This is a genomic window from Sphingopyxis sp. (assembly GCF_050725655.1).
Taxonomy (GTDB): domain Bacteria; phylum Pseudomonadota; class Alphaproteobacteria; order Sphingomonadales; family Sphingomonadaceae; genus Sphingopyxis.
Genome location: NZ_JBOHHT010000069.1, coordinates 1 through 26,130, shown reverse-complemented (window position 1 = coordinate 26,130; position 26,130 = coordinate 1). Strand labels below are relative to the sequence as shown.

Here is a 26,130-nt window from a genome sequence, read left to right as displayed (position 1 = left end):
GGGCGCAGCCCCTCCACCACTCGCTTCGCGAGCGGTCCCCCTCCCCATCGCTTCGCGACAGGGAGGATTTCTATCAACCCAATTTCTCCATCACCGCGTCGGGGATTTCATAATTGCCCCAGACGGTCTGGACGTCGTCGTCGTCGTCGAGCGTGTCGATCAGCTTGAACAAAGTCTGCGCGGTCGCTTCGTCGTTGATTTCGCTCTTCAGCGTCGGGCGCCAGGCGAGCTTGACGCCTTCGGCTTCGCCAAGCTTGGCCTCGAGGGCTTTCGCGACTTCGTGCAGGCTATCGACGCTGGTCCAGATGTCGTGGCCGTCCTCGGACGATTCGACATCGTCGGCGCCGGCATCGAGCGCGGCTTCGAAGATCGTGTCGGCGTCGCCCGCCTTTGCGGCATAGCTGATCATGCCCAGCCGGTCGAAACCGTGGCTGACGCTGCCGCTGGTGCCAAGGTTGCCGCCGTTCTTCGCAAAGGCGGTGCGGACGTTGGTCGCGGTGCGGTTGCGGTTGTCGGTCAGCGCCTCGACGATCAGCGACACGCCGCCGGGGCCATAGCCTTCGTAGCGGATTTCTTCGTAATTATCGCCTTCGCCGCCCGCGGCCTTGTCGATCGCGCGCTGGATATTGTCCTTCGGCATCGACTGCGCCTTGGCGGCGTTGACGGCGGCGCGCAGGCGCGCGTTCGCGTCGGGATCGGGCAGGCCCATCTTCGCCGCGACGGTGACTTCGCGTGCGAGCTTCGAGAAAAGCGTGCTGCGCTTTTTATCCTGCGCACCCTTGCGGTGCATGATGTTCTTGAATTTACTATGGCCGGCCACGGCCTACCTCCATCGAAACGGGAAATGTGACGCCGCACTAGCGCGGCGCTCGCAAAGTGACAACAGCGTCACAGAGTGACGGCGGTTCCCGACGCGCTGACCATCAGCATCGAGCCATTCTGCCCCAGTACCTCATAGTCGAGGTCGACGCCGATCACCGCATTGCCGCCGAGGCGCGCGGCCTCGGCTTCCATCTCGGCGATCGCCTCCTTGCGCGCGCGGGCGAGGACGTCCTCATATTTGCCTGAGCGGCCACCGACGATGTCGGTGATCGACGCGAACAGGTCGCGGAACAGGTTGGCGCCGACGATCACCTCGCCGGTGACGATGCCCAGATATTCGCGGACCGGATGGCCCTCGACATTGTTGGTTGTGGTGCTGAACATCGTCACTCTCCTGGCTGGGGCGTCAGTCGATTGCGTTTTAGTCGATTCCAAGCGCCGACTTGTAGACGTCGAGGATCGCTTCCATTTCCTTGCGGTCGTGGATCGGAAGTTTGCGCAGACGGACGATCTGGCGCATGATTTTCGGGTCGTAACCTTGCGATTTCGATTCATTATAGGTGTCGCGGATGTCGTCGGCGATGCCCTTTTTCTCTTCTTCCAGACGCTCGATGCGCTCGATGAAAAGGCGCAGTTGTTCGTCGGATACGGTGGCTTCGCTCATTTTTGGCTCCGGTAGATGGAAATGGTCGGCGCGAGAATCGCGGCTGGCGCGTCCCTAACGAGGTCAGGGATTTTTGGCCATGCTTTCTTCCATTCGGGCGAGCTGTTCGGGGGTCGCGGCCGTGTGATGTTGTGCTTTCCACTCCGCCGTCGGCATGCCGTGGACAATCGCGCGGCCGGTTTCCCTGTCCATGTCGCCCGCCTCGGCGATCCAGTCGCCGAGGCAGTTGCGGCAGAATCCGGCGAGCCCCATCAGGTCGATGTTCGCCGCGTCGCTGCGATGCCGGAGCAGGCGGACGAGGCGGCGAAAGGCGGCGGCGGCAGCGGCATCGTCGAGGCTATCGAGCGCGTCGTTGCCGGTCGTCTGATCGTCGCTGCAGGACATGGTTCCTCCGTTGAATGATTGAATAGCTATACGGCGGTTGCCTTCGTATCATCAAGGCGGCATTGCCCTAGCGTCCCCCTGTTATTGGAGCATTTGTGGTTCAGACCTTTATCCCTCGCCAGCGCAAGGTTCGCATCCTGGCGACCCTCGGTCCCGCAAGCGCCAACCCCGCGATGATCGCAGAACTGCATCGTGCGGGCGCCGACGCCTTTCGCGTCAATATGAGCCATGGCGACCATGCCGGCCATGCGAAGGTGATCGCGGCGATCCGTGCACTCGAAAAGGACACGGGCCGCCCGACGACGATCCTCGTCGACCTGCAGGGACCGAAACTGCGCGTTGGGACCTTCAAGGATGGCCCGGCCGAGCTGGTGAACGGCAAGAGCTTTACCCTCGATGCCGACAAGGCGCCAGGCGACGCGACGCGCGTCCACCTGCCGCACCCCGAATTGTTCGCCGCGCTCGAAGCCGGGACGCGCCTGCTGATCGACGACGGCAAGCTGGTGCTGCGCGTGAAGAGCGTCGCGCCGGACAAGATCGAGACGGTGGTCGAGGTCGGCGGCAAGATTTCGGATCGCAAGGGCGTCAACGTCCCCGACGTCGTCGTTCCGCTCGCGGCGCTGACCGAAAAGGACCGCAAGGACCTGACCTTCGCGCTCGAACAGCATGTCGACTGGATCGCGCTGTCGTTCGTGCAGCGTCCCGAAGACGTTGCCGAAGCGCGCACGCTGATCGGCGGCAAGGCGGCGCTGCTCGTCAAATTCGAAAAGCCGTCGGGGGTGCAGCGGATCGAGGAGATCCTCGAGCTTGCCGACGCCGCGATGGTCGCGCGCGGCGACCTGGGGGTCGAATTGCCGCCCGAAGCGGTGCCGCCGCTCCAGAAAAGGATCGTCGCGACCGCGCGCCGGATGGGCAAGCCCGTGGTCGTCGCGACGCAGATGCTCGAATCGATGATCACCTCACCCTCGCCGACGCGCGCTGAAGTGTCCGACGTGGCGACCGCGATCTACGACGGCGCAGATGCGATCATGCTGTCGGCCGAAACCGCAGCGGGCGCTTTCCCGGTCGAGGCGGTGACGATGATGGACAGCATCGCGCGCTCGGTCGAAAGCGATCCCGATTATTTCCGCCGCCTGCATTTCACCGAAACGCATCCCGACGCGACGACCGCCGACGCGCTTGCCGAGGCGGCGGGCAGCATCATCAGCACGATCGGCGCCGACGCGATCATCTGTTTCACCTTTTCGGGATCGACTGCCCGCCGGGTCGCGCGCGAACGGCCCGACGCTCCGCTGCTGGTGCTGACGCCGAAGAAGGAAGCGGCGCGGCGCATGGGCCTTTTGTGGGGGGCGCATGCCGTGCCGACCAAGGACATCGGCAGTTTCGAAGAGATGATCGCCAAGGGCAAGCGCATGGCGCTGCGCCATGGCATCTGCAAGGCCGGCGCAAAGCTGGTCATGATGGCGGGTGTTCCGTTCGGCACCCCGGGATCGACCAATGTGCTGCACGTCGCGACGCTGACGGGCGACGAGCTGCGCGACTACAGTTAGGATTCGGGGCTTAGTCGATTCAAATCGGCACAACAGTTGCCGGGCTATTCAGAAAATTTTCGGGTTGATTCAGAACGGGACGCGCAAAAATGGTAAATGCGCTTTGCACCATTGACGCCGCTTGGCATAGTTGGTGGATGTAGCGCGTCGGACCCGCGTCGGGGGGCTCCGCATCGCCAGTCCGGAGGTTTTTTCCGCGTGTCCGCACCGTTCCGTTTTCCGCGCTTTTTTGTCACCAGCCCGGCGCCTTGCCCCTATTTGGCGGGCAAGACCGAGCGCAAGGTGTTCACCGAGCTTAGCGGCAACTCGGCGAACGAACTGAACGACGCGCTCGGCCGCATCGGGTTCCGCCGCAGCCAGTCGGTCGCCTATCGCCCGAGCTGCGCCGATTGCTCGGCCTGCGTGTCGGTGCGTGTCTGCGCGGGCGAATATACGCCGAGCAGCTCGCAGAAGCGTAACCTGCGCCGCAACGGCGATCTCGTCGCCAACGCATGCAAGCCGTGGGCGACCGAAGAGCAATATGCGCTGCTGCGCTCCTATCTGGGTTCGCGCCATCCCGATGGCGGCATGGCCGATATGGACGAGCAGGACTTCGCCGACATGGTCGAGCAGACCCCGGTCGACAGCTATATGATCGAATATCGCGAGCCGACCGCGGATGGCAGCAAGGGCCGCCTTGTCGGCTGCTGCCTGACCGACCGGCAGGGCGACGGCCTGTCGATGATCTACAGCTTCTTTGATGCGGCGCATCCGATGCGCGAGGGGCTCGGCACCTATATCATCGCCGATCATGTCCAGCGCGCGGCGCGGGCGGGCCTGCCGTACGTCTATCTCGGCTACTGGATCGAAGGGTCGGCGCGCATGGCATACAAGGCGCGCTTCCGTCCGCTTGAAAAGCTGGGCCCCGATGGATGGTCGCGCTTCGAGCCGACCCAGTCGGAGCGCATTGCCGCGATGTTCGAGCTCGCCTGACGCGCGAGTTGAGGCCAAGTTGAGAACGTTTCGCAACGGCGGGTTTCTCGCCGCCACCGGTTGACCTTTCCTCGCTTTCAAGGGCATAGCTTTGCGTCCAGGACATAAGTCCGGGTCGCATCCGTTATGAATTCGCCGGGGGGCTGGCGACAGGGGGAAAGGATACCTGTGCGCGCGTTCGTCAGCATCATGGCCAGCAAGCGAAGGAGCGGCTTTCGCCGCCCGGTGGTGCGCGCATGAGCGATCCGGTCAAGGTTGCGATCATCGGGTCGGGGCCTGCGGGGCTCAGCGCCGCTTCGCGCGCGGCGCAGCTCGGGCTCAGCCATGTCCTGCTCGAAAAGACCGACCATCTGTCGGACACGATTTTCAAATATCAAAAGGGCAAGCGCGTGCTCGCGACCCCCGAACGGCTCGACCTCAGGTCCGACTGCCGCTTTGCCGAGGGTGCGCGCGAATATATCCTCGGCAACTGGGACCAGGATGCCGCGAACAACAAGGTGAATGTGGCGTATCACGCCGAGGTCGCCGAAGTGACGGGCGAGAAGGGCGCCTTTGCGATCAAGACCGCGAAGGGCGACGTCTTTCACGCCGAAAATATCGTCCTCGCGATCGGTACGCAGGGTAATCCGAACCGCATGCGCTGCGACGGCTACGACCTGCCGCACATCATCTATCAGGTCGACGATCCCGAGGATTTCAAGGACAAGCATATCACCGTCGTCGGATCGGGCGACGCGGGGATCGAAAATGCGCTCGGCGTCGCCGAGGAAGCGCTCGAAAACACCGTCACCATCCTCAACCGCTCAAAAGATTTCGCGCGCGCCAAGGCCAAGAACGTCGCCGACATGACCGAGGCGGGCGAGAATGGTTTCATGTCGATTCGCACCGAGACGCAGCCGAAGCTGGTCGAACCGGGCTGGCTGACGCTCGAAACCCCGACCGGCGAGGAACGGATCGAATGCGACGTGATCGTCGCACGGCTGGGCTCGGTCGCGCCGCGCGGCTTCGTCGAATCGATGGGGATCGAGTTTACCGGACCCGACCGGGAAGCCTTTCCGAAACTGTCGCCAACCTTCGAAACGACCGTGCCCGGCCTCTATGTCATTGGCGCGCTCGCGGGTTATCCGCTGATCAAGCATTGCATGAACCAGGGTTATGACGTCGTCGAGTTCCTGAACGGCAACAAGGCGCTGACCCCGGCCGACGAAAAGGATCTGGCGGCGATTTTCGAAAAGCTGCCGCAACAGAAATCGGTCACCGAATGGCTCGACTTCCTGCGCACGCGCATCCGCATCTTCGCCGATGTCTCGCCGCTCCAGATGCGCGAGTTCATGCTCGATTCGAAGGTCGCCTTTTATTCCAGGGGCGACGTCGTGTTCGAAAAGGGCGATCCGGGTTCGTCGCTGTTTGCGATCGCCGACGGCCATGCGGTGGTCGAGGTCGGCCCCGATTTCACCGTGCCGATCGAGGAGGGCTCGATCTTTGGCGAAGTCGGCCTGATCTCGGGCCGCAAGCGCGGTGCGACGATCCGCGCGGGCGAGGACAGCATCTTCGTCGAGGTATCGCGTACCGCCGCGCTCAAGCTGATGGCCGCGGTGCCGGGCGCGAAGCGCGTGATCAACCGCATCTCGCTCGAGCGCCAGCTGCTCCAGATCTTCAAGGGCGGGCTGACGGTCGAGGATCTCGAGCCGATCGTCGAGGATCCGGCGATCGAACGCGTTCCCGCCGGCAAGATCGTGCTCGCCGAGGGTGACGAGGGCGACGACGTCTATGTCATCCGGTCGGGATCGATGGTCGTCGAGAAGGATATTGGCGGCAAGCCGATCTTCCTGCGTTATCTACCCGCGGGCAGCTTCTTTGGCGAAATGGCGGTGCTCAGCGGCGCGCCGCGCAACGCCACGGTCAAGGCGGCGGTCGCGAGCGAAGTGATCCGGCTGAAGGGGCACGAGTTCAAGGCGATGCTCGCCAAGCGGCCGCAGGTGCGCGAGGCGACCGAGGCCGCCGTCGCGGAGCGCGCGGCGATGAACAGCTTCATCGAATCGCGGAAAGCGAGCTATTCGAGCGCGGTCGATCTTTATTCGGACACCGCGACCTTCATCATGAAGGAAGGGCTGGGCGAGGCGACCGACGCGCTGTTGATCGACGAGAATCTGTGCGTCGGCTGCGACAATTGCGAAAAAGCGTGCGCCGACAGCCACGAAGGCCTGTCGCGGCTCGACCGCGAGGCGGGCAAGACCTTCGCGCATCTGCATGTGCCGACAAGCTGCCGCCACTGCGAGCATCCGCACTGCATGGCCGACTGCCCGCCGAACGTGATCCACCGCGGCCCCGACGGCGAAGTGTTCATGGAACCGGGCTGCATCGGTTGCGGCAACTGCATGCGCAACTGCCCCTATGGCGTGATCCGCATGGAAGCCGCGCCGCCCGAGAAACCCAGCCTGCTGCGCTGGTTGCTCACCGGCTTTGGCCCCGGGCCGGGCGAGCCCTCGCCCAAATGGACCAAGAAGCAATTGGGCGACGAGAAGCCCAAGAAGATCGCGGTCAAATGCGACATGTGCAAAGGCATTTCGGGCGGCCCGGCGTGCGTGCGCGCCTGCCCGACCGGCGCGGCGATCCGCGTCTCGCCCGAAGAGTTCCTGTCGATCGCGCGGCTCCAGGAAGACGCCGACTGATGGCGAGCCTCTTCCAGCGCCGCCGCACCAAGGCAACCCAGACCGAACGCGTCCGCGAGCGGCGGCACGAGGGCTTCCTGCGCTATGCGGGCTTCCGCTGGGCCAAGATTTCGGGCGGGCTCTGCCTGCTCATTATCGTCAGCTACGCGCTGGTTGATGTGACGCCGCGGCACAATGGCGGCAGCTGGTACGGCTATACGCTGGGCACGATTGGCGCGGCGTTGATCCTCTGGCTCACCGCGCTCGGTTATCGAAAACGCAAGATGACCAGCGATCACTGGTCGCTGAAAGCGTGGACATCGGCGCATGTCTATCTGGGCCTCAGCCTGATCGTCGTCGGCACCTGGCATACGGGATTCCAGCTCGGCTGGAACGTCCATACGCTCGCATGGGCACTGATGATGCTCGTGATCCTGTCGGGGCTCTATGGCGTGATCGTCTATGCGACCTTGCCCGCGGCGCTGTCGAACAATCGCGACGAGATGACGCAGATGCAGATGCTCGAGGCGATCCGCGCCTTCGATCGGCAGTTGCACAGCGCGGCGCAGCCGCTGACGCCCGCGGATACCGCGCCGGTACTGGCGGCGCTCGACGAGGATCCGTTTGCGGGCGGCGTCATGGCGCGTTTGTCGGGCCGCTATCCGGATTGCGCGACTGCTACGGCTTTGCGCACGCTTTCGCTCTCGAACAGCAGCGACCGCGACGCGCGCGAGAAGGTCGTCGGGTTGCTCAAGCAGAAGGAGGCGGCGCTGACGCGCCTGCGCCGGCATCTCAAGATCCGCGCGCTGCTCGAAATCTGGCTTTACGTGCATGTGCCGCTGACCTTTGCGCTGATCGCGGCGCTGTCGGCGCACATCGTCAGCGTCTTCTTCTACTGGTAAGGTGGGGAGGGGGACCATGAGCTTCATCCTGCGCCGCATTTCGACGACGAAGACCGGCAAGCAGATCGTCCGCGACCAGGCGCTGCCCGGCGATACGATCACGCTCGGCCGCGAAGGCAGCAACATAATCCACGTTGCCGATCTGGCGGTAAACCCACACCATGCGGCGATCAGCAGCGCCGACGGGCGTCATGTTCGCGTGCAGGCGAGCGAAGGGCTGGGGTTCGATTTCAACGGCCGGAGCGTTGACGCCGCCGATGTCGACAGCGCTGCGGGTGCCGAACTGCGTTTTGGTGGCCACAGGCTGACGATCGCGCGCGAAGGCGACGCCATCATCCTGCTCGTCGAGCGGATCGACGAGCTGTCGCAATCGTCGAAGGATGTCGACGAGGCGAAGACATTTTCGCTGCAGGGCGTGATGCTCGGCAAGCGGATGGGGGCGTGGCTGTTCGGCGTGCTGATGCTGCTCGCCTTTCTGATCGGGCCGATCTGGGCGTGGTACAGCTACAAGAATGTCGACGAACGCCCCGATGGCTATCATGCCGACAGCGCGTGGCTCTCGGGCCCGCTATCGAGTGCGCACGCCAGCCTGAAAGACGACTGCCAGTCGTGCCACGTCGAACCGTTCGTCGCGGTGACTGACAAGGCGTGCGTCGGTTGTCACACGGGCGAACACAAGGCGATGAGCACCGCGCACGCCAATGCGCCGGCTGCGATGCTACTCGCGGCGCGTCATCCCCCGGGGATTGGTGAAAAGGTGCTGGCGGGCTTTGCCAAGACCTTCAACAAGCCGCAGGGCCGCTGCGTCGAGTGCCATACCGAGCATGAGGGTTCCGGGCCGATGCCTGCGACGCCGCAAAGATTCTGCGCCGATTGCCACGACGGGATGTCGGCGCGGCTCAAGACCGCGGGGCATCCGACGATGCTCGCCGATGCCGCCGATTTCGGCACGAGCCATCCCGAATTCCGCCCCCTCGTGCGCTCGGCGCCGGGCGCGAAGCTGGTGCGCGCTGCGCCGGGCAAGGGCACGGTCGATTATAACGGCCTGAAATTCCCGCACGACATGCACCTGCAGGCGACCGGCGGGGTTGCGCGCATGGCGGCGAGCTTCCGCGGCCGCTATGATTTCGGCAAGAAGCTCGAATGCGTGAATTGCCACCGCGTCGAGGCCGACGGGGTGCGCGTCAAGCCGGTCGAGATGGAGCGCGACTGCGCGATGTGCCACAGCCTCGCCTTCGAAACCGTCGGCGGGGTGACGCGGACGCTGCGCCACGGCGAGCCCGATCAGGTCGTCGCCGACCTGACTGCCTATTATCGCTCGGCGCCGCCTGCACGGCCGCTCCAGCTCGGCGGGATGCAGCGTCGGCGGCCGGGCGGCTATGCCGAGGGGCAGGTCTACAACATCTATTTCAACGAAGTCGCGACGCGACCCTCGCGCGCGCAGGATGCCGTTCGCGCAGTTTTCTCGAAAGGCGGCGCCTGTTACGACTGTCACACGATCTTCGCGCCGCAGGCGGGCAATAGCTGGCGCGTGATGCCGGTCAACCAAACGCCGCGCTTCCTGCAAAAGGGCTGGTTCGACCATGACGCGCACCGCGAAACCGAATGCGCCGACTGCCACACCGCCGCGCCCGCGTCGAAGACATCGACCGACCTGCTCGTGCCCGGCCTGCGCCAATGCCGCGACTGCCATGTCGGCGAGGGCGGCGCGCGCGTGGTGAAGGTCGAAACCGCGACCGAATCGCCCTGCGCGATGTGCCACGAATATCATTCGGACGGTGGCAAACCGTGGCTTCCGCCGCGCCAGCGCAAGAAAAACACCGCCGCAATCACAAATAAACGTGTTGGTGCTAGCTATGGTGTGAGCATGATCACAGGAACCGGGGGGCGGGGCCTTTACGAAGTGACATGGCGCACACCTTCCTTGCACGCGGTAAGGCAGGGCGGATAGGTTTTGGGTCGCCGGGCCAGACCGGCGGGAGCAGGGGACGGATATGCTGATCGCACAGATCACAGATATCCATATCGGATTCGATCCGGACAATCCGGCCGAATATAACCGCAAGCGCCTCGACGAGGTGCTCGACGTGCTGATCGACGGTCCGAACCGGCCGGACCTTTTGCTCGCCACCGGCGACATCACCGACCGCGGCGATGACGACAGCTATCGCCGCCTCGCCAACGCCTTCTCGCGGTGCCCCTTTCCCGTCTGGCCGAGCGTCGGCAATCACGATCTGCGCGACAATTTCCACGCGCGCTTTCCGGGCTTCGACGACGGCAATGGTTTCGTCCAATATACAATCGAGCTTCCCGAACTGCGGCTGGTGACGGTCGACACGCTCGAGGAAGGGCGTCACGGGGGCGCCTTCTGCGAGCGGCGCGCGGCGTGGCTCGAGGCCGAACTGTCGAAGGACCAGACCAAGCCGACCTATATCATCATGCATCACCCGCCCGTCGAGAGCGGGATCGAGTGGATGAACACCGACCCCGACGAGCCATGGGTCGCGGTCTTTACCGACGTCGTCCGCCGCCACCCGCAGGTGCGCGGGCTGATCTGCGGCCACCTTCACCGCAGCGTCACCGTTGCGTGGGAAGGCCGCACCGTCGCGATCTGCTCGTCGACTGCGCCGCAGGTCTCGCTCGACCTCCGGCCCATCGACGAGAACAAGCCCGACGGCCGTCCGATGATCGTCGCCGAAGACCCCGCCTATGCCCTCCACCGCTGGAACGGGCGCGAACTCGTCAGTTTCTACGACCATGCCGGGGCGCATACGATGCTCGCCAAATATGACGAGCGGCTGCAACCGCTGGTGCGCGAGCTGAAGGCCGAGCGGCCGCGTTAATAGCCGAGCGACAGGTCGACGCGTGGTTCGACGGCTTCGCCTTTTTTCCAGCGATCGAGATTTTCGAGGAAGCGCTGCGCCGAACGGACGAACATCTTGTCCTGCGCGCGGCCCGACAGGTGCATCGTGATATGCGCATTGTCGAGGCTCCACAGCGGATCGTCCGAGGGGAGCGGTTCGGGCGTCGTGACGTCGAGGAAGGCCGAGGCGATCTGCTGGCCGTCGAGCGCCGCAACCAGCGCGTCCTGATCGATGACGCTGCCGCGCGCGATGTTGATGAGCGTCGCGGTCGGCTTCATGGCGGCGAGCTCCGCCGCGCCGACCATGCCGTCGGTTTCGGGGGTTGCGGGCACCGCGAGGATCACCCAGTCGAAATCGCCGAGCTGCGCGCGCCACTGGTCGGGGGTCAGCGTGTTCGGGCCCGGCGAACGGCGGACGATCGTGACGTCGACCGCGAAGGCTTTCAACCTTTCCTCGATCAGCTTGCCGATCGCGCCATAGCCGAGCAGCAGCGCCTTCGACCCGAACAGCTCGACCTTGCCCGGCGAATCGATCAGCCACTCGCGGCGTTCCTGCGCGCGGACGACATCGCGGTAGCCCTTGGCGACGGTGAGCATCCCCATCACGACATATTCGGCGATGGTGATCGCGTTGATCCCCGTGCCGTTGGTGACGATCGTGCCGCGCGCATGGAGCAGGTCCAGCGGCATGCCGTCGACCCCGGCGTAGATCGAATTGAGCCATTTGAGCCCGGTCGCGGCGGAGATGATCGCCGCCATGTCCTTTTTGTCGTACATGTCGAACCAGCCGATCTCGGCCTGCGGCGCGAGTTCGAGCGCCTCCTCCTTCGACGCGAAGAATTTGGGTTCGACCCAGTCGGGCAGCCGGTTTTCGACTAGCGGGCGGATCAGGCCCGAAAGGACGGTGACGGTCTTGGTCATGATTTTCCTACTGCTGAAATGCGTGCCAGCCCGCCCATGCCAAGGGGACGAGGCCGATGAGGTCGACGAGCGCGATGGTGCCGAGCGCCGCGGGGCGCCCATAGGACTGATACAAAAACAGGAAGCCGAGCATCGAGATCGCAGCGAGCAAGGTCGCGAGCTTGCGCCCACCGGGATCGAAGGCGGCCCAGACGCAAGCGACGAGCACCGCAAAGAACAGTGCGGCGCGGTGGTGCATCAGCAGGAAGATCGGGTTTTCCGGCGCCACGCCATAGAGGCGCGTGATCAGCGCCGGCCGGAACAAAGCCAGCGCCGGGATCAGGTGGACAAGACCGACAAGAAGCCAGCAGATCAGTTGCGACATGCAACGAGGCTAGCAGCCCGCGGGCCTGCGACAAGCCTCTAATTGGCGTCGGGTTGCCAGTCCCAGCCGAGCGGGTCGCCGTCCATCACCTCGACCCCGGCGGCAATGAGTTCGTCGCGCAGCGCATCGGATGCGGCAAAGTCCTTGGCGGCGCGGGCGTCCTTGCGGCGCGCGAGCGTGGCTTCGATTTCGTCCTCGCCGATCGCCGCGGTCTTCGGGCGGACGCGCAGGTCGGCGCGCGCGGTCGTCAGCAGATCGAGGCCGAGGACCGCATCCATCGCGGCGAGCGCCGCAGCCTTCTGGCCGGCGTCTATCTTCTTCATCGCCGCTGCTTCTTCGAGCAGCGTAAGTGCGACCGGCGTGTTTAGGTCGTCGGACATCGCCGCGTCGAACTTTGCGAGCAGGTCGGTAAGGCGGCGGTCGGTCGCTTCGGTCGGTTCTTCGTCGCGAACCGGGGCCGCGGCCATCACCAGCCGCTTGAGCCGCGTCAGCGCGGCGCCAAGGCCGTCCCAGCTGAATTCCAGCTCGCTGCGATAATGCGCCTGCAGGCACATCAGGCGATAGGCGAGGGGGTGATAGCCCTTGTCGATCAGCAGTTGGACGCGGAGGAACTCGCCGCTCGATTTCGACATCTTGCCGCTGCGGTCGACGAGGAAATTATTGTGCATCCACATCCGCGCGCCGCTGTCGGTCGAGCAGCTATGCGCCTGGTTCTGCGCGATCTCGTTCGGATGGTGGATTTCGCGGTGGTCGATGCCGCCGGTGTGGATGTCGAACGGGAAGCCGAGCAGCGCTTCGGACATTACGGAGCATTCGAGGTGCCAGCCCGGCGCGCCGCGGCCCCACGGCGAATCCCATTCCATCTGGCGCGTCTCGCCCGCGGGCGTCTTGCGCCAGATCGCGAAGTCGGCTGGATGGCGTTTGCCGTCGACGGGATCGATGCGGCTTTCGCCCTCATCGACCACGGAGCGTGCGAGGCTGCCATAGTGCGCGACGGTAGTGGTGTCGAAATAGAGCCCGCCTTCGAGCTCGTAGCAATGCTTGTCCGCGATCGTCTTGGCGAACGCGATCATCGCCGGAACATAGTCGGTCGCGATCGACCAGTGCGCGGGCTGGCGGATATTCAGCGCCTTCACGTCGGCCCAATAGGCCTCGGTATAATGTTTCGCGATGTCCCAGATCGCCGTCTTCTCGCCTTTTCGGGCGCGCTCGGCCGCCGCCTTTTCGAGCTTGTCCTCGCCCGCATCGGCGTCGTCGGTCAGGTGGCCGACGTCGGTGATGTTGATGACGTGGGTGAGCTTGTAACCCTTGTACGACAGCGTGCGGCCAAGCGTGTCGGCGAAGACATAAGCGCGCATGTTGCCGATGTGCGGATAATTATAAACCGTCGGCCCGCAGCTATAGACGCGCGCCTCCGGCGGCCGAGCCGGATCACCAGGAACGCCCGGGTGAACGGGCTCGAATATTTCGAGGCTGCGCGTCAGGCTGTTGAACAGCTTGAGCGGGAAGGCAGGGGCTTCGGTCATAACCGCGCCCATGCCTTGCTCCGCCCGCTGGCGTCAACCAAAAGGCGGCTTACTGCGCCGGCGGCGTCCACAGATCGTCGTTGCCCGCGCCGGTCACCGGATCGTCGAGCAGCGGCTCGCCCGTCATCGGATCGATGTCGCGCATCGTGATCAACGCCTGCGGGAAATTATTGCCTTCGCCGCGCCCGTCGTCGTCGACCTCCTCGTCGATAATATCCTGGACCGGGAAATTATTCTCGAAATCGAAGGCCACGGTGGTGCAGGCGGTCGGGCTGGCGATGAAGCAGCCGTTGAAAGTCGACCGGCGATTATAGCTGCCGACGACTGGCGCCGCGCCGTTGATCGTCAGGAGGGGGACCGTGTCGATGCCGGTGATCTGGCCGTTGGCGCCAAGCTGTACCCCGTTGATGACGATGCGCGAGGTTCCCTGCGTCCGCACGTCGAGCCCGCCGGCGCCGAAGGTCAACCCGCGGCGCTGCACGGAATCGGTGCCCGCGCCGCTGTTCTGGACATAGAAGCCGCCCGCGACGTCGGCGCGGATGCCGCGCGCGAACAGCGCGCCTTCGTCGAGAGTGACGCCGTCATTCTGGCCGAGGCGCGTATTGATCGCGTCGATCGTCGTCGCCGCGCCGACCGCGGTAATGGCGGCCTCGGTCGCGACGATGATGTCGTCCGATGCCATATTGAGCTGTCCGCCCGGCGCGTTGTTTGCGCCGAGCAGCCGCACGCTGCCCCGGCCGAGAATGACCTCGAGCGCATCGCCCGCGACAAGGTTGAGCGCGTTGGTATCGGTAAGGCCCGTCAACTGGACATTGCCGATCACGCGCATCTTGCCCGGGGTGCGGATCGTCAGCGCGCCATTGGCGCCGAGGTTGGAGTTCGATGCGCCGCCGGTCATCGTCAAGGTATCGATGACGACGTCGGGCGGGGCGGCCGACCCGACCGAAAGCGGGCCTGTGGTCTGCACTTCGGGCGCGAAGATTTCGATCTGCGTGCCATAGAGGCGCGTCAGCTCGTCGGCGTCGATATGATAGCCATTGGGTCCGTTGGGTCCGGCGGTGCCGCCGACAAACGTCTGGTTGTCGGCGTTGTTGTTGGCGACCGACAGCTGCTGGGTTACGCCTGCGGTTCCGACACGCCCCGTCGGCGCAATGTCGATCCCTGCCGAGGCGAGCGAGATCGACTGGCCGGTGACGACGCCGTTGATCCCGAGCGATGCGCGCGCCGAGGCGGTGAGGTTGCCCGCAACGGTGACGGTATCGAGATTGAGGAAGCCGCCCGCATTTTCGATGATGGCGTTCGCGGCGGTAAGGTTGCCGATATTCATCGCCTCGCCCTGCGTGCGCAGGTCGGCGGTGCCGGCGACAGTGCCGCTGGCGACCGAGAAGTCGCCGCCCCCGCGGACATAGGCGTCGCCCACGTCGGTGGTCAGCGTCGCAAAATGCATATTGCCGCCGCCTTCGATGCTGATCGCATTGGCGCTGGCGTTGATCGTACCCGATGCGATGAGGCTGCCGAGCTGGATATTGCCGTCGCTGCTGTCGAGACTGGTCGTGCCGAGGACATTTGCCTGGTTCGCGGCGACCCCGGTTGCGCCGGAGAGCGTGACATCCTGTCCCTCGATCGACGTGATGCCGATCGCGGTCCCCGCGGTCAGTGTTGCATTGCCGAGCGCGCGGACGCCGCCGCCTGTGATACCCGCCGCTGAATTGACGACGACATCGCCGTCGGCGTTCAGCGTCGGGATCGTGTTGCCGCCCGTGCCGGTAAGCGCCGCGAGCGTCACAGCCTGCGCATTGATTGTGGCATTGCGTCCCGCCGCGACCACACCGGTCAGATTGGCGGTGCCCGCGGCGTCGACGATGACGTCGCTGAACGCATCGAGGCCCGCGAGTGTCGTCGCGCCGCCCTGCGTGCGAATACTGCTGTCGCCGCCCGTGGTGCCGAGGCCGAGCGTCGTCGCGCCGTTGAGCGCGATGCTGTTCGCGGCGTTGAGCAGGATGTCGTCGCCGGCGGACAGCGTCGCCGCGTCGATCGCGCCCGCGGTCGAGGCCATCACGATGTCGGCGCCGTTGATGCCTTGCGACCCTTCGCCGGTGCCGATGGTGAAAGTCGGGCTGCCCGAGGCCATCGAGAAATCGAGGATGTGCGTGTCGGCGCCAGCGCCGGTTGTCCGGACATTGAGCGCGCCGATATTGCCCGCGGCGCGGACGGTGATGTCGTCGCCGCCCGTGACGTCGGTCAGGCTGGCGGTCGTTCCCGCGATGACGAGGACGTCTTCGCCCGCCGTGGCGCCATCGATCGACGCCGAGGTCCCGGCGTTGACGCCGAACATGCGCGCCGCCGAGCTGTCGGTGAGCGTCGCATTGCCGGCGGCGATGACGAACAGATTGCCCTCCGCCGCGACACCGTTGCGGTCGACATAACCGCCATTCGCCTGCGCAGAGGCGTCGATATTGGCGTCCGAGTTCAGGAAGATATTGCCGCCTGATACATAGGTGCCGGAAAGGTCGGCGGCCGAGAAGATCGAGATATTCCCATCGACGTCGGCGTTATTCACCGAAACCGCGCCGCCGGTGCCGAAGGCGAAGAAGGACGCCGCGCCCGTGACCGTGCCGGTGAGCGCGATGCTGTTGGCGAAGAGATTGATGTCCTCGCCCGCGGTGATCGATCCGCCGTTGATGCCTTCGGCGCCTGCGGTCGTCCCGTCCGCCGAAAGCCCGACCGACAGTCCGGCGGTGATCGAGTTGAAGGCGATCGACTGGCCCTGGACCTGGACGAAGCCGCCTGCGGTCGAATTGCCGAGGTCGACGGCGCCGGGCGAGGTGATCGAGATGTCGCCGCCGGTGATGATCGAATTCAGCCCGGTGCGGAAGCTGCCCGCCGTCGCGGTGAAATCATTGACCGCCTCGGCATGCTCGACGCTGGTGGCGCCGAGACTGCCGAGGGTGATGTCGTTGCCGGCAAGCCGGTCGACGCCGATCGTGCCGGTGGGGCCGGTCACGGTCAGCGAGAGCACGTCGCCGGAGCCGATCAGGCTGCCCGGCGCCGCGCTGATGCTGGTCGTCGCGGTGGCGATCAGGCTGTCGCTGGCGCGTAACGTTGCCGCTGTGCCTTCGCGGAAATCGTGCCGGATATCGATCTGGTCGCCCGCCGCGATCGTCAGGATGCCGTCGACATCGAACATCCCGTTCGACTGGGCATAAACGCCGACCGAGCCGTCGGTGGTCAGCGTGACGTCGCCCTGGCTGGCGATCGTACCGCCGGTCGGCGCGATGAAGATGCCCGCGAGTGCTTCGTCGGTGTCGTTGTTGGTGGGCGCGGCAAAACCCAGCGCCTGCGCGTCGAGGCCGGCAAGCGTGATATTGCCGCCGGCGCGAAGTTCGATGCGCCCCGCGAGATCGCCGTTTGCGGTAATGTTCGTCAGGCCAAGGTCGATCTGGCCCGGGCCGGAAGCGCCAGCCGACGTTTCGATCACGACGACACCGCCGCGCGTTGCGCTGGGGGCGCCGTTTGCACCGTTCGCGCCGCCGCCTTGACCCATTCCGCCGGTGCCGACTTCGCCCGAGATGCCGTTCGCTGTGATGTCGATGGCTTCGGCATTTGAACTGATCGTGCCGCCCGTGGCGATCAGGCGGACCGTGCCGCCGGTCCCGCCACCGCCATTGCCGCCATTGCCCGCCTGATTGTCGGCGACGTCGACGGCGTTGCTTCCTGCGCCGCCGATCCCGCCGCGTCCGACGCTGCCGAGGACGACGCTGTCGCCGACGACGAGACCGAGCGTGACGGCCGCGCCTTCGTTGGCGGCCACCTCGATCGTGCCGCCCTGACCGTTGCCGCCGTTGCCGCCATCGGGCGCAATGGTGGGGAAGGAGCCGAAGGAGAGCCGGCCGGCGCCGCCATTGCCGCCCGTGCCGCCGGTGATGAAATTGGTTTCTAGCGCCGTCAGGCTGGCCCCTGCGCCCTCGGCGAGCATCCGCGACGTGCCGCCGGCCGCGTTGCCGCCGTCGCCGCCCGCGCCGTCGCGCCCATTGGCGCCATTGCCGCCAGTCCCGGTCGAATCGAGCGTGACCGCGAGCTCGCCGGCGTCGAAACCGGTGACGATCGTCTGCGCGATACCGCCGAAGCCGTCGCCGCCGTTGCCGCCGACATTGTGGGTGCCGCCCGCGCCGCCGGTGCCGAGCGCAACGCTGTTCGCGATCCCGACGCCGCCGATCGGCGTTTCGAGCGCGATCGTCGCGGTGCCTCCGCGCCCGGCACCGCCGGTGCCGCCGACGCCGAGGCCGGTCGCGGTGCCGCTGCTGCTCGAGAAGAAGCTGTTGCCGCCGGTGCCGCCGATGCCCGATGCGTTGGCGACCATGCTGCTCGCGGTCGTCGTACCGCCGCGAACATTCACCGTCGCATCGCCGCCGATGCCGTCTCCGCCCGCGCCGGGCGTGCCCGGAACGCCGCCGAAGCTCGAGAAATTGTCGAACTGGCCGCCCGCGCCGCCATTGCCGATCGCGCTGGCCCGAATGACGCTTGCGCCGACAACCGCCGATCCTTCGATATTGATCGTCGCGGTGCCGCCGCGACCGAAGCCGCCGATCCCGCCGGGAATGATATTCGCCGGATCCTGATCGGTCCCGAACGACCCTTCGCCGCCGATGCCGCCGGCGGTCGCGACGATGTCGGCGGCGTTGATCGAACCGCCGAGCAGGTTGATCGTTGCGGTGCCGCCGACGCCGAGGCCCGACTGGCCCTCTACGATGCCGCCGAAGCCGTCGGCGCTGACGGTCATATCATTGATGTCCACCGCGCCGCCGGTCTGGGTAAAGGTCGCGGTGCCGCCGACGCCAAGGCCGCGGTCGCTGGCTCCGTTGCCGCCATAACCGTTCGCCGAGGCATCGACCGATGCGGCGTCCAATGTCCCGCCCTGAATGTCGAAGTCGATGTCGCCGCCCTGACCCATGCCCGACGTTTCGTCCGGAAGTCCGGGTGCGCTCTCGTTATCGACCTGGGTGCGGCCTTCCGCCGACGCCTCGAAGTCGCCGAGGTCGATGGCGCTGCTGTTCAGCGGCGAAGCCGCCACCCGAACGAGGATCGAGCCGCCGCGACCCACCGAAATGTCGCCGCCGGCCGCGGTCGCGCCGCCCGAAACACCGCCGGCGATCAGCGTCGCCCCGGCGCCCAGATCGATCGTGCCGGCATTGGCGATCAGCTGGATCGCGCCGCCGGTCGCGTTCGTGCCCGCCGCGCTGGCGCCGGTTCGGGCTTCGGCGTTGAATTCGTTCGGCGCATCGAGCGTCGAAACAATCTGTCCGCCGTTGCGTGCGAACAGGTCGATCGTTCCACCCTGCGCGGAGCCCCCCGTGCCGCTCACATTGATCGTGTTGCTGCTGACGTCGGCTTCGAAGACTTCGGCGCGGATGGTGCCGCCGTCGGCGATGAAATCGACGTCGCCGCCGATCCCGTCACCAGCGCTCTGTCCGATCGCGTTCGACGTGCTTCCGCCCATCGCCTCGACAATGAGCCGGTTGCCGGTGGTGATCGTGCCGCCGCTGGTCGCGCTGACGACGACATTGCCGCCGGTTCCCGTCCCGTAATTCTCGCCCGCGATCCCCATGCCGACGGCGAAGAGATTGATGAGCCCGCTGCTGGTGATCGTCGAGCCGCCCGCCGCGGCCAGCGTCACATCATTGGCTAGCGCGTTGCCCGATTGGCCGCTCGTGCCGCTTGGGGTGAAGGCGCTGCCCGCCTGCGCCGACGCGTTGAGGGTGATCGCGGTGAATTGTGCGTTGACGCCGCCGTCGACCGTCAGGGTCGCCGTTCCGCCCGATGCGTTGCCGCCGCGGGCGTTTTCGCTGCCGGTCGCACTGCTGCCGGCATTGCCGCCGCGGCCAAGCGCGCTCGCGCCAAGGGCGCCCAGCGATACCGTCGACGCCGCGTCGGTGTTGATCAGCACCTCCGCGGTGCCGCCCGTGCCATCGCCGCCATTCTGGGTGATCCCGAAACCCGCAATATTTCTGCCGCCGTCACCGCCGGCCTGGACGAAACTTTGCGTCGTCGACAGGAAGGATCCCGGGCCCGATACCTGAACGCGCGCGGTGCCGCCGGTGCCATCGCCCGACTGGGTCAGGCCGAGCCCGCCGATCCCGCGCGCGTCGAGGGAAAGCAGCGCCGCCGGTCCGACGGCACCTCCGTTCGCTACGGTCAGGCTGGCCGTGCCGCCGACACCGTCGCCGTTGATGGCGGGCGGCCCGCTGACAAAAATATTATCGCCGCGCCCGACGGCGTTGATAAGGATATTGCTGGCGGTCAGCGAACTGCCGGTGCCGCTGACGGATATGCTGGCATTGCCGCCGCGTCCGTTTCCGGTGGCGCCGCTCGATCCCTCGTCGGAGGTGCCGTTCGCTTCGACCGTCACGCCCGAAGAGGAGACGCTGCCGCCGGTAATCGTCAGGCTGGCGGTGCCGCCCTGGCTGTCGCCGGTCAATGCGTCCGGCGTGCCCGACGCCCCGATCGTCAAGGCGCCCGGCGCCGAGAGCGTGCCGCCCGAGACGTTAACCGCCGCATTGCCCGGCGTGCCGCCCCGTCCGCCCGACTGGACCGTAAATGTGCCCGTCGCGCCGCCCTGTTGGCCCGCACCGATGTTGATCGTGGCGCTGGCGTCGCCGATGAAGGTGCCGCTGCCCTCGACGAAAAACTGGCCCGCCGAAGACAGCGGCGGCGGCGTAGCCGGCACCGTTTGCGTCGGCGTGGCGACGAACGCGCCGCTGGCGCGCGCGATCGTGCTGCTGCGGAACAGCGTGTCGCCTGCGGTGATATTGGCGGCGGTGGCGTTGACGGGGGCCGCGGCAAGGTCGCCGCCGACGATATTATAGCCTGCCGACAGGCGCACGGCGCCGTCGGGGTCGATTTGCGCCGACAGCGCATCGTCATAACCGATCGCGCCCGACACCAGCATCGTCACCGCGTCATTCTTGGGAATGGCGACCATGTAGATGCGGCTCTGGTTGCCATCGCCCTGTTGATGCGCGGGGCCGGTGGTAGTGCCGGTGTGGGTGATGACGTTGCCGCCTTCGGCGCCGACCAGTACATTGATGTCGAAAAGGCCACTGTTGATGCGGATGTCGGCCTGTTCGGCGGCGACATAGGCGGCCGAACCGTCGACGCGGACGGTGCCGGCCTGAACGATGCGGGGGGCGACCAGCGCGACATAGGCGCTACCCGCATTAAGCGCATTGTTGGCGTTGATCGTACCATTCACGGTGATCGCCGATATGCTGCCCGATGTGCCGTTGAACCGGATCGCGCCGCCGGGGCCATAGAGGCCGCTGGTCGTGATGATGTCGTTGGTGGTCAGCACAAGGCTGCCAACGTTGATCACGCCGGTCGCGCCGATCAGGATGCCGCCCGCATTATAGAACCAGATGTTGCCGCCGCGTGCGCCCGACGCCGCGGTGTCAGTGCTGTTGACCGTGCCGTTGAGCGCGATCTGGCGGCTGAGCGATCCGCCGGCGCCGTCAACGAAGCGGTTGAGCACGGTATAATCGCCGTCGCCTGTGAAGTTCAGCGTGTTGCCAGCGGGAAGAAAATCGATCGCGCCGCCCGTCGGCGCCGTATCTGTCGGCGTCCAGTTGATGATCGTCTGAAGCCCCGTCGTATCGACGTTCGTCGAACCCGGCCCCGGCGGTGAAATCGTGGGAATGCTCAGTCCCGGGCCGGTAACGCCCTGGCCGGTTCCGGCAACCTGTGCCAGCGCGGGGCCTCCGCAAGCGAGAGCGGCGAGCCCGGCCATGATCGCACAGCTTGTCAGCAGGCGCTGCTTGCCGTTGCGGATCGGCGAAGGAGTGGCAGTGGCACGCATGGCGGTTGTCCTGGATGAGAAGGTCATGATCAGCGCGCCCTCACGCCGAATAAGGTGGTCAGCGATATGAGCAGCCGCGGGTCGGGCCGCTCGGCGAGGAAGCCGCCGCGGTTGAGCGGTACGGCGAGTGTCATGTCGAGCCGTGCGAGATCGCCGTAAGCGACGCGCACGCCGCCGCCGGCCGAATAGAGTTTCTGCGGATCGAGCCCGTCGAAGGCGGTATCCTTGTTCCACACCCACGCGGCGTCGAAAAAGACGAAAGGCTGAAAGGCGAAGCTTTCGGTATTGGCGGGAACGAACGAGCCGTAGCGTGCTTCCAAAGCCACCGCGACGCCGCTGTCGCCGATCACCGTGCCGGGGTCGAAGCCGCGTCCGACGGTGAAATTGCCGCCCGAAAATTCCTCATAGGCGAGCAAGGGATCGTTCGCCCATTGCGCGCGGGGCGCCGCCGACAGCGTGAAAAGCTTTGCCGGCCGCCATTCGGCGAGCGCATTGGCGCGGAGGAGAAACGCGTCGGGCTGTCCCTCGACACGCGTCAGCGGGATCGCGCCGGGCAGGAAGCACGCCATGCCGCCGGGGCCGCAATCGTCGCTGGCGCCAAGGAAATCGACGCCCTTGCGGGCTTCGAGCGAAGTGGAGAGCGACCAGCGCGGTTCGCTGGGGCTGTAGCCGCCGCGCCCGGCGATCGAGCCGGGGTCGATCCAGCTCGCGTCGGCGCGGAGGTTGAAGACGCGCAGCCGGTCCCGGTTGATCGGGAGGCTGGCCAGGCCGATGTCCTGGTCGATGAAATCGAGCCCGCCGCCGAGCGTCACGCGCCGTGCCTGCGTCAGCACGAGCGGATAGGCGATGAACAGGCTGACGATCTGGGTGTTCGACTTGACGGGAAAGCCGCTGATGTCGGGACGCGTCCAGGCATAGGTATAGCTGGCGCCGAAGCGCAGCCCTTCGCCGCCGACGCGGAATTCGTGCGACGCCTGCACGACCTTTTGCTCGTCGAAATCGGGGGTTGCATAAAAGCTGACGGTGGTGAGGTCGCCCATGCCGGTGATGCCCGCGAACCGCGCGCGCGCGATGCCGCCCCAGCGACCGACGTCGCGCGAGCCGAAATTCTGCGCGTTGAAGTCGAAGGTGAAGGGGGTGCGCGTGACGGTGACTTCGCCGACGACTTCGCCGGGGGCGATGCCGGGGCGCAGCGTCAGGCGTGCGTCCATCCCCGGAATATCGCGCGCGAGCAACAGGTAACGCTCGGCATCGACGATGTTGAACACCGGCTGGTCGTCGAGCCGCGACAGATAGCGTTGCAGCAGGCGTTCGTTCGCACCGGCATCGCCGCGCACCTCGATCCGCGACATGCGCGCCGAGAGAATGTCGAGCCGGACGACGCCGTCGCCGATCGTTTGCGGCGGTACGCGGACCGCCGCCAGATAGCCCTTTGACCGCAATATCGTCGCGGCGCGGTCGCGAATGTCGCACACCGCCGAAATCGGCAGTTCCTGCCCGACGCGGTGGGACCAGCTCGGCGTCAGCAACGCATTGTCGATGCCTTCGACGCTCGAAAATTCGACCCCGCGCAAGGTGAAGCGGACGTTGGCGAATTCGGGGTTGGCGAGCGGGCAGGGCGCGCGCTCGATGCCGTCGTCGACCGCGACAATCTGTTCGTTGGGCTGAACGGCGGGAGGGGGCGCCGGGCGCTGGATTTCCTCGCGCGTCGGAATTTGCGGGGTCGCCTGCGCCCACGCCGCGGCGGGCAGGACCGCGACGATTGCCGCCGCCGAACCGGCCAGCGCGCTGCGGATCGCGGCGCGCCTCGGCCGAGCAATCGCCTTATGTCCCATATCCCCCGACACGGTCATCACCACCCCTTGCGTATGGGCGCGCCGCGACGATCGCGACGCGCCAACTCCACTGCTCTGTCGCAGAACAGCAGAGCAAATTTCGACCCAAGGAAATCTTCCGTCACGCGACCGGCGGAATTTCCTCAGAAGATTATCAGACGGATAAGACGGGGACAATGGCCGCCGTCCCATCCATTCACCTCATCCCGCTTCGGCTTCCGACATCGTGTCGACGAGGCGGTTGAGCTGCGGCGAGCAGCTCTTCGCCATCAGCATGTCGATCGATCCCTCGACCGTGTCGGGCGCATTTTCCATCGCTGCGAAGCGCACCGTCACCGGCTTGGCGAGGCCGCCGCCCGACAGGCGATAATCGGTGCCATATCGCACCGGCAGCACATCGGTCGGCCATTTGCGGAAATTCGCGCCGTCGACGATCGCGACCGTCGTTTTCTTGCCGGCGCTTTCGATCTCGAGCGCGGTGTCGCCTTCCATGTTGGGGCGCCACAGCATCAGGACGGCCGGATCGAGGACACAGAAGGTGCCGGCTTCGCGATAATCGAGAAGCCAGAGGTTCGGCGCACGGACATTGGCGGGCGTTTCATCGCCGGGACCGCGCGAAAATCCGCCGCGCGACCGCATCGTCGGACCCTTGGCGAGCATGCGGGTGACGTTGCCGCCGAGCGATTGGCTCGCCTGCACCGTGCCGGTGGCGCCAAAGGTGCCGGGCCCCGACAGCGTGCGGGTCTTGCCCGCCTGCATCAGCACGACCTTGTCGCCCGCGACGAGGGTCAGCTTGTCGGCGGATTTGAGCTTGGCACCGGCGGGATATTTGTTCGCCGACGGGCCGGTCGAGCGGACGACCATCGATTGGGCGGCAGCCGTGCCGACGCAGGCGATGGCGGCGACGGCCGCGGCGGCGGAGAGGCCGAGGCGGCGCATCCGGAAATCAGGAAAGGACATAGCTTTCTCCCTCTTTTGTCTCGTTCAGGCGTTCTATCAGAAACATGATGGCTGCATCCTGACCGAAATCCGCCTGTATTGCTGTGGCACAGGTCACATAGGTCTTTTTATCGCCCGCGGTGTGTGCGGCGGCCAGCGCGGCGATGCGCGCGCGCTGTTCGGGGTCAAGATCGGGGCGCGGGGTGAAGACATCGACGGGTTGTGCCCGGCCGCGCAGCGTGACGCGGCCCATCGGCACAAGGTCGTCGCGGCCCGAGCGCGCGCACGCCTCGGCGGAGATCAGCACGCCCGTTTTCAGCCCCTTGTTCGCCGCCTCGAGCCTCGAGGCGGTGTTCATGCTGTCGCCGAGCGCGGTGTACTGGATGCGCCCTTCGCCGCCGAAATTACCGACGATCGCGTCGCCGACGTGGAGGCCGACGCGCGTCATGCCGATCGGCGGGACGTCCTCGGCGGCCAGGTCGACGCGATATTTCTCGCCCGCCTGATACATGGCGAGCGCGGCGGCGGCGGCGCGCGGCCCGTCGTCGGGGCGGCTGAGGGGCGCGCCCCAAAAGGCGACGACGGCGTCGCCGACGAACTTGTCGATCGTCCCGCCATGTTCGAGCACGATGTCGGACAGGCGATCGAGATATTCGTTGAGCAGCCGTGCAACGGTTTCCGGCGTCACCGCGTGACTGAGCTTCGTAAAGCCTTCGAGGTCGGTGAAGACGCAGAAGATATTGCGCCGCTCGCCGTGGAGCGACAGCTGGTCGGGGTCGCGCATGATCTGCGCCGCGACGTCGGCGGGCAGATATTTGCCGAGCGCCGACTGCGCGAAGGCGCGCTGGCGCGATCCGACGGTGCGTGCGGCGGTGCCGACCGCGGCGTAACCGAACAGCCAGCCGACCGCCCAGCCGAAGGTGGGCAGCGTTGTCGTGTCGATGCCGCGTCCCTGCAGCCAGAAAGGGAAGGCGATGAAAAAGGCCATCTGCCCGAGGAAAGCGAGCGCGACCCAGCGCGCGCGCAGGTCGATGAGGCTCGTCAGCCCGCCCGCGAGAACGATCAGCACCGCGAGCACCCACAGCGCCGACACGGCGATCGGCCGCGTCCACGCCCTGTCGAGCTGCTGCGCCAGCATATGCGCGTGGACCTCGAGCCCGATCATCGTCTCATGCTGGCCGGTGATCGCGTCGGGAAAACGGCTGAGCGGGGTGTTGAACTGGTCGTTGTCGATGATGTCGCCGCCGATCAGGATATAGCGGCCCTTGACCAGCTCCGAAAAACCGGCGCGCATCTCGGCATCCATCGGCAGCGCGAAGGTGTCGATCGGGATGTTGGCGAAGACGGGCTCTTCCTGTCCCGCGGCGGCGCGCGCGGGGACGAGGAAGCGGATATTGCCCTGGAAATTGGCATGCGCCGCGTCGATGGGCGCCAGCGCGTTGGACATCAAAGGCGGCAGATTCTTCGGCCGGTCGGGCCAGTTGCGGATCACGCTGTCGTCGTCGGTGCGGAACAATACGCTTGTCGGCTTTGTCTTCGCGGTGGTGACGTCGGCGATATAGGATTGGAGGAATTTCTGCTGTTCGTAGAAGATCGTGTTCGGGTTGCTCGCCTGTTCGGCATAGGCGAGCCAGGTCGGGGTTTTCATCGCACGCAGCTGCGCCTTCAGCAGATCATCGTCAGGGCGCGGCGAATCGAACGCAATATCGATGCCGATCGCCTTCGCGCCCATCTGGTCGAGATTGCCGAGCGCATTGGCCAGCAAGGTGCGGTCGAGCGGCGAACGGATGCCGGTGTTGAACAAAGTCTCGTCATTATAGGTGACGAGGACGATGCGTTTATCCTGCTCGACATGCGGCGCCATCAGTGTCGCGCGCGCGTCGTAAAG

The 26,130-nt window shown here is 66.0% G+C and carries 17 protein-coding genes; 6 read left to right on the top strand and 11 right to left on the bottom strand.

Annotated elements, in window-relative coordinates; translation table 11 throughout:
- Positions 1-73 precede the first annotated feature (73 nt).
- The 4 genes from ACREBX_RS09665 to ACREBX_RS09650 form a co-directional block, all read right to left on the bottom strand.
- Positions 74-820, bottom strand: a complete 747-nt coding sequence (locus ACREBX_RS09665) for a YebC/PmpR family DNA-binding transcriptional regulator (protein WP_431561531.1) — start codon at positions 818-820, stop codon at positions 74-76.
- 68 nt (positions 821-888) lie between these two features.
- Complete coding sequence (locus ACREBX_RS09660) at positions 889-1,206, bottom strand: heavy metal-binding domain-containing protein (protein ID WP_431561530.1); 318 nt, start codon at positions 1,204-1,206, stop codon at positions 889-891.
- A gap of 37 nt (positions 1,207-1,243) precedes the next feature.
- Positions 1,244-1,486: a DUF2312 domain-containing protein gene (locus tag ACREBX_RS09655; protein ID WP_431561529.1), complete on the bottom strand. Its 243-nt coding sequence runs from the start codon at positions 1,484-1,486 to the stop codon at positions 1,244-1,246.
- A gap of 63 nt (positions 1,487-1,549) precedes the next feature.
- Complete coding sequence (locus tag ACREBX_RS09650) at positions 1,550-1,870, bottom strand: DUF1244 domain-containing protein (protein WP_431561528.1); 321 nt, start codon at positions 1,868-1,870, stop codon at positions 1,550-1,552.
- A 95-nt stretch (positions 1,871-1,965) separates the two neighbouring features.
- Here ACREBX_RS09650 and pyk point away from each other — a divergent pair, with 95 nt between their 5' ends.
- From pyk to ACREBX_RS09620, 6 genes are all read left to right on the top strand, one after another.
- A complete protein-coding gene (gene pyk, locus ACREBX_RS09645) occupies positions 1,966-3,420 on the top strand; it encodes a pyruvate kinase (RefSeq protein ID WP_431561527.1) in 1,455 nt (484 codons plus the stop codon).
- A 198-nt stretch (positions 3,421-3,618) separates the two neighbouring features.
- On the top strand, positions 3,619-4,392 hold the full coding sequence (locus tag ACREBX_RS09640) for an arginyltransferase (RefSeq protein ID WP_431561526.1): 774 nt from the start codon (positions 3,619-3,621) through the stop codon (positions 4,390-4,392).
- Between the two features lie 236 nt (positions 4,393-4,628).
- A complete protein-coding gene (locus ACREBX_RS09635) occupies positions 4,629-7,064 on the top strand; it encodes a cyclic nucleotide-binding domain-containing protein (protein WP_431561525.1) in 2,436 nt (811 codons plus the stop codon).
- Positions 7,064-7,945, top strand: coding sequence for a hypothetical protein (locus ACREBX_RS09630; RefSeq protein ID WP_431561524.1), 882 nt, complete (start codon positions 7,064-7,066; stop codon positions 7,943-7,945). Before ACREBX_RS09635 ends, ACREBX_RS09630 begins: the two co-directional genes overlap by 1 nt.
- Positions 7,946-7,961: 16 nt before the next feature.
- On the top strand, positions 7,962-9,896 hold the full coding sequence (locus ACREBX_RS09625) for a cytochrome c3 family protein (protein ID WP_431561523.1): 1,935 nt from the start codon (positions 7,962-7,964) through the stop codon (positions 9,894-9,896).
- Between the two features lie 43 nt (positions 9,897-9,939).
- Positions 9,940-10,788, top strand: coding sequence for a metallophosphoesterase (locus ACREBX_RS09620; protein ID WP_431561522.1), 849 nt, complete (start codon positions 9,940-9,942; stop codon positions 10,786-10,788).
- On the opposite strand, the gene ACREBX_RS09615 is transcribed toward ACREBX_RS09620, so the two are convergent.
- The 7 genes from ACREBX_RS09615 to ACREBX_RS09585 all read right to left on the bottom strand — a co-directional run.
- Entirely contained in the window at positions 10,785-11,729 is a 945-nt protein-coding gene (locus ACREBX_RS09615) for a D-2-hydroxyacid dehydrogenase (RefSeq protein ID WP_431561521.1), read from the bottom strand. The two genes, ACREBX_RS09620 and ACREBX_RS09615, sit on opposite strands and share 4 nt — an antisense overlap.
- Before the next feature lie 7 nt (positions 11,730-11,736).
- A complete protein-coding gene (locus ACREBX_RS09610) occupies positions 11,737-12,093 on the bottom strand; it encodes a hypothetical protein (RefSeq protein ID WP_431561520.1) in 357 nt (118 codons plus the stop codon).
- A 38-nt stretch (positions 12,094-12,131) separates the two neighbouring features.
- Positions 12,132-13,619 carry a cysteine--tRNA ligase gene (cysS, locus tag ACREBX_RS09605; protein ID WP_431561519.1) on the bottom strand — a complete coding sequence of 496 codons (1,488 nt, stop codon included), beginning with the start codon at positions 13,617-13,619 and terminating at the stop codon, positions 12,132-12,134.
- A gap of 49 nt (positions 13,620-13,668) precedes the next feature.
- Positions 13,669-21,468 (bottom strand): hypothetical protein, encoded by a 7,800-nt coding sequence (locus ACREBX_RS09600; RefSeq protein ID WP_431561518.1) that lies wholly within the window; start codon positions 21,466-21,468, stop codon positions 13,669-13,671.
- 29 nt (positions 21,469-21,497) lie between these two features.
- Positions 21,498-23,321 (bottom strand): ShlB/FhaC/HecB family hemolysin secretion/activation protein, encoded by a 1,824-nt coding sequence (locus ACREBX_RS09595; RefSeq protein WP_431561517.1) that lies wholly within the window; start codon positions 23,319-23,321, stop codon positions 21,498-21,500.
- A 183-nt stretch (positions 23,322-23,504) separates the two neighbouring features.
- Positions 23,505-24,263: a hypothetical protein gene (locus ACREBX_RS09590; RefSeq protein WP_431561516.1), complete on the bottom strand. Its 759-nt coding sequence runs from the start codon at positions 24,261-24,263 to the stop codon at positions 23,505-23,507.
- On the bottom strand, positions 24,250-26,130 hold a 1,881-nt coding region (locus ACREBX_RS09585; RefSeq protein ID WP_431561515.1), incomplete at its 5' end, for a CHASE2 domain-containing protein. The genes ACREBX_RS09585 and ACREBX_RS09590, both read right to left, overlap by 14 nt.

What these genes read in the sequence shown, in the direction of transcription:
- ACREBX_RS09660 (WP_431561530.1), bottom strand. Translation starts at nt 1,206, where the DNA reads ATGTTCAGCACCACAACCAACAATGTCGAGGGCCATCCGGTCCGCGAA.
- ACREBX_RS09655 (WP_431561529.1), bottom strand. Translation starts at nt 1,486, where the DNA reads ATGAGCGAAGCCACCGTATCCGACGAACAACTGCGCCTTTTCATCGAG.
- ACREBX_RS09650 (WP_431561528.1), bottom strand. Translation starts at nt 1,870, where the DNA reads ATGTCCTGCAGCGACGATCAGACGACCGGCAACGACGCGCTCGATAGC.
- ACREBX_RS09635 (WP_431561525.1), top strand. Translation starts at nt 4,629, where the DNA reads ATGAGCGATCCGGTCAAGGTTGCGATCATCGGGTCGGGGCCTGCGGGG.
- ACREBX_RS09630 (WP_431561524.1), top strand. Translation starts at nt 7,064, where the DNA reads ATGGCGAGCCTCTTCCAGCGCCGCCGCACCAAGGCAACCCAGACCGAA.
- ACREBX_RS09625 (WP_431561523.1), top strand. Translation starts at nt 7,962, where the DNA reads ATGAGCTTCATCCTGCGCCGCATTTCGACGACGAAGACCGGCAAGCAG.
- ACREBX_RS09620 (WP_431561522.1), top strand. Translation starts at nt 9,940, where the DNA reads ATGCTGATCGCACAGATCACAGATATCCATATCGGATTCGATCCGGAC.
- ACREBX_RS09615 (WP_431561521.1), bottom strand. Translation starts at nt 11,729, where the DNA reads ATGACCAAGACCGTCACCGTCCTTTCGGGCCTGATCCGCCCGCTAGTC.
- ACREBX_RS09610 (WP_431561520.1), bottom strand. Translation starts at nt 12,093, where the DNA reads ATGTCGCAACTGATCTGCTGGCTTCTTGTCGGTCTTGTCCACCTGATC.
- cysS (WP_431561519.1), bottom strand. Translation starts at nt 13,619, where the DNA reads ATGACCGAAGCCCCTGCCTTCCCGCTCAAGCTGTTCAACAGCCTGACG.
- ACREBX_RS09600 (WP_431561518.1), bottom strand. Translation starts at nt 21,468, where the DNA reads ATGCGTGCCACTGCCACTCCTTCGCCGATCCGCAACGGCAAGCAGCGC.
- ACREBX_RS09595 (WP_431561517.1), bottom strand. Translation starts at nt 23,321, where the DNA reads ATGACCGTGTCGGGGGATATGGGACATAAGGCGATTGCTCGGCCGAGG.
- ACREBX_RS09590 (WP_431561516.1), bottom strand. Translation starts at nt 24,263, where the DNA reads ATGTCCTTTCCTGATTTCCGGATGCGCCGCCTCGGCCTCTCCGCCGCC.